This window comes from Selenomonadales bacterium (genome assembly GCA_017442105.1).
GTDB lineage: Bacteria > Bacillota > Negativicutes > RGIG982 > RGIG982 > RGIG982.
In genome coordinates, this window is record JAFSAX010000149.1 from 1 (window position 1) to 3,374 (window position 3,374).

The 3,374-nt window shown below is 48.8% G+C and carries 3 protein-coding genes; all 3 read left to right on the top strand.

Features of this window, described 5'->3' with window-relative positions; translation table 11 throughout:
- Positions 1-19 precede the first annotated feature (19 nt).
- The 3 genes from IJN28_05955 to IJN28_05965 all read left to right on the top strand — a co-directional run bounded on the left by IJN28_05955 (position 20) and on the right by IJN28_05965 (position 3,340).
- Entirely contained in the window at positions 20-2,194 is a 2,175-nt protein-coding gene (locus IJN28_05955; GenBank protein ID MBQ6713310.1) for an autotransporter outer membrane beta-barrel domain-containing protein, read from the top strand.
- A gap of 191 nt (positions 2,195-2,385) precedes the next feature.
- Positions 2,386-2,832: a MarR family transcriptional regulator gene (locus IJN28_05960; protein ID MBQ6713311.1), complete on the top strand. Its 447-nt coding sequence runs from the start codon at positions 2,386-2,388 to the stop codon at positions 2,830-2,832.
- A 13-nt stretch (positions 2,833-2,845) separates the two neighbouring features.
- Positions 2,846-3,340, top strand: a complete 495-nt coding sequence (locus tag IJN28_05965; GenBank protein MBQ6713312.1) for a DUF2269 family protein — start codon at positions 2,846-2,848, stop codon at positions 3,338-3,340.
- Positions 3,341-3,374: the final 34 nt, after the last annotated feature.

Here is a 3,374-nt window from a genome sequence, read left to right on the forward strand (position 1 = left end):
AAAGGACAGGAGTAAACAGATGATGAAGAGAACGGCAGCCCTTTCGGCACTGATCGCAGTGGCACTCAGCGGTACAGTATTTGCGGCGAACGGCAATCTCAGCACACAGATCAGTGCAGGTGAGATCAACGGCACCGGTACGCTTACGGCAACCGTCGGTACGGGCAATACGCCTGCTTTGCAGACGGGTAATTCCTCGGGTACGCTTTCGGAAACGGTCACGATCGGTGGTTACAGTGCAATGGTATTGGACGGCAGCAACAGTGGTCACAGCAATGCGTTCAACGCTTACAAAACGACGACGATCAATATCAATGTGGGTGATATTTCTACCGCTTCTACGGCAAACCTTATCAATACGACTGTATTCCATGCACAGGGCGGTACGCTCAATCTCGGTACGGCAACTGCACCTGTCGGTGATATCACACTCACTAACGTAGCCAACGGCTTCATGTCGCAAAATGGCGGTCAGTTGAACGTGTATGCAGGCGATATCACTGTCACTGCCAATAACGGTAATGCGCTGCAATGTTCGTACAATCAAGAAGATGCGAGTATGAATATTACTGCCGGCAACCTCAGCTTGACTTCCACGACGAGTGCAGGTATCAGCAGTATGGGCGGCGATGTCGTTATTGATGTTGATCAAGACTTGACGCTCGTAGGCTCCAATGCTGTCAATGCCAACCATGGCGGTTCTGTCAGCTTGGAAGCAGATGAAATTGCTGTTACAGACAACGGTTCCTACAATGCACTCCGTGCGGCAAACGGTGGTAGTGTCACTCTTACGCCTGAAAGTAAAGCAGATATCACAGGTGACGTTGTATCGGAAGGTACGGGCTCCAGCATGGATGTCGATCTCGGTGACGGCGGTTCTTTGACCGGTAACGTTACGACTGATGCAGGCAGTACGACTGCGCTTGAGCTTGGTGAAGATTCTACATGGACTTCCGACGCAGACAGCAATCTTACAACTCTTACTGTCAACGATGGTAACATCGTCATGGATAGCGAAACCCAACAGACTATCACCGTAGACAACTTCGCAGGTGAAGGTGCTACGATCACGACGAACTCTCTTAATAATCAGTTTAATGCAACGAACAGTACTGCAGAAGGCACGACGGTCAAAGGCGGCGCAGCTATCACGGAACAGCTCGAAAATATGACTGATGCACAAGCACAAGCCTTGTATGCTGACTTGCTTAATACAGTCAGCGGTAACGTAGATGTAACCGAACTCGCATTTGAAGAAGCAGGTCTTCTCGGTGAAAGTACAGTAGCAGTTACAGCTAATGGTTTCGGCAAACTTGTCACGAAAGAAAACAAAGCCAACGGCGGTCTTATCGACATGACGGCACTCTCCTTCATGGCATGGCGCGGTGAAAACGACGATCTCAACGAGCGTCTTGGCGACCTCAGAAGTGCAAAACAACAGCGCGGTATCTGGACTCGTATGAGCCGTGCAGAGCAGTCCTACAACACGGTAACGAACCAGTACAGTATGTATCAGATCGGTTATGACCAAGAGGCAGGCGACTGGACGGTCGGTGCGGCATACTCCTACACCGACGGTAAATCCTGGTTCGATCAAGGCACCGGTGAAAACACGCACAACGTATTCAGCCTCTATGGTACGAAAATGAATGACAACGGTTCGTTCATCGACGTTGTTGCAAAATACGGCAATCTCGACTATGACTACACGCTCGCAGGCGGTGTAGGCGGTGGTGACTATGACACAGACGCATACAGCTTCAGCGTAGAAACGGGTAAACGCATCACGTCTTCGAACGGCGTATGGGTAGAACCGCAACTCCAGCTCACGTACGGCATGGTCGACGATGTTGCGTTCAAAACACAGAACGGTTTCTCTGTTAATATGGACAGCGCAGACAGCTTCGTAGCACGTGCAGGCATCATGGCAGGTAAACCTGTTCACAAAGGCAACATCTACCTCAAAGCATCGTATCTCTATGACTTCGCGGGCGAAGTAGAAGGCACGTTCTCGAACGGTACGAGAAACGTAGACATCAGCCGCGATCTCGGCGGCGGCTGGTGGGAAGTCGGTGCAGGTGCGAACTTCAACTTGAGTGACGCAACGCATCTCTACCTCGACTTCGAAAAAGCGATCGCAGGTGAAGCAGAAGTCGAATGGAAATGGAACGCAGGCGTACGTTACAGCTTCTGATAACGCGCACATACTGTGAACATAACAGCATAGATAAAAGGCACGCAGTTATATCTGCGTGCCTTTTATCTATGCGGGCGGAAATTCGGCATATGATAAAATATCGAGCAATAGTTGTCTTGACAACTATATTGTGTGCCTGATAGAATTTAATTGTCAAGACAACTATTTGGATGGGAGGGGTGGTTGTTATGTTCAAGATATTCGATGATTCTCTTGGCTTTATCGTCAATAAGGTGAATTTGCGTTTGAAGGCAGAGCTTCTGAGAAGTGCGCGCGCGTATGATGTGACGGCGGAGCAATGGGGTATCCTCAATTTTATAGCCGAAGCGGAAGGGATCACCTTGACGGAGCTGTCCGATCGTACACTCAAAGATAAGCCGAATATCAATCGTATCATAGACAGATTGCTTGCCAAGGGTTTTTTGGTAAAAGAAGCGCATCCGACGGATAAGCGGTCACATCGATTTTATTTGACGGAATCGGGACATATCTTGCGCGATGCACTTATTCCGATTGTCAACGGTGTCCTTACTGATGCGACGCGCGATATATCCGACGATGAGTTGTCGGCGATGAAGGCGACGCTTGATAAGATATACAGCAATCTCGAACGACGGGAACAGAACCGAGGATGAGGAGGACGAACGTATGAAAATATTATCTCCGCGTGCGACACAAGGCTTAAAGATACTGCATCTTTTGGCTGTATCTGCATGGGTAGGAGGACAGATGTGTCTTATCCTTCTTTCGATCATGCGAGCTTCGATGGCTGATGTTGCCGACCAATATGCGATCGTGTTAGCGATAGAAGCGATCGACGAGATCGTTATCGTCGGCGGTGCGATGGGAACGCTTATCACGGGATTTTTTTACTCATTATTGACCAACTGGGGTTTTTTCCGCCATCGTTGGCTTACTGTCAAATGGATCGTGACTGTCAGTCTTATTCTGTTCGGTATCTTCTTTCTCGGTCCGTGGGCATCGCAGATGGCAGATATCGCCGTTGCCGAGCGCGCGGCGGCATTTGTTAATGATGATTTTCTTGCGGCAGAGAAAAATAGTACCATCTTTGGTAATATCCAGTTCTGCTTGGCAGTCGGTATGGTCATTATCTCGGTAAAAAAACCGTGGAAACATATATAATATAGATGTTATACAGATAAAAGAGAGCTGTTCA

What these genes read in the sequence shown, in the direction of transcription:
- IJN28_05955 (MBQ6713310.1), top strand. Translation starts at nt 20, where the DNA reads ATGATGAAGAGAACGGCAGCCCTTTCGGCACTGATCGCAGTGGCACTC.
- IJN28_05960 (MBQ6713311.1), top strand. Translation starts at nt 2,386, where the DNA reads ATGTTCAAGATATTCGATGATTCTCTTGGCTTTATCGTCAATAAGGTG.
- IJN28_05965 (MBQ6713312.1), top strand. Translation starts at nt 2,846, where the DNA reads ATGAAAATATTATCTCCGCGTGCGACACAAGGCTTAAAGATACTGCAT.